1 protein-coding gene is annotated in these 323 nt (G+C 76.5%); it reads left to right on the forward strand.

The genetic code is table 11. The features are described from left to right. On the forward strand, positions 1-323 hold a 323-nt coding region (locus JHD62_RS21770), incomplete at both ends, for a hypothetical protein (RefSeq protein ID WP_199104624.1).

Below are 323 nucleotides of genomic sequence, written 5' to 3' on the forward strand. Positions count from 1 at the left end.
CCCCCCCCCCCCCCCCCCCCCCCCCCCCCCCCCCCCCCCCCCCCCCCCCCCCCCCCCCCCCCCCCCCCCCCCCCCCCCCCCCCCCCCCCCCCCCCCCCCCCCCCCCCCCCCCCCCCCCCCCCCTCACCCCCCCCCCCCCCCCCCCCCCCCCCACATCTTACTGTTCGTCGGCAGCGTCAGATGTGTATAAGAGACAGGGCTACACCTATACCGACATGGAAGTGACCGAAGGCAGCAACCAGGGCAAGACGCCGTATCTGGCACCGGCACACAAGGCCACCGCCTGGCTGGACTATGCCTTTGACAGCGGCATCAATCTGGGC

Origin of the sequence: Aquitalea sp. ASV11 (genome assembly GCF_016429185.1) — a bacterium.
Lineage (GTDB): Bacteria > Pseudomonadota > Gammaproteobacteria > Burkholderiales > Chromobacteriaceae > Aquitalea > Aquitalea pelogenes.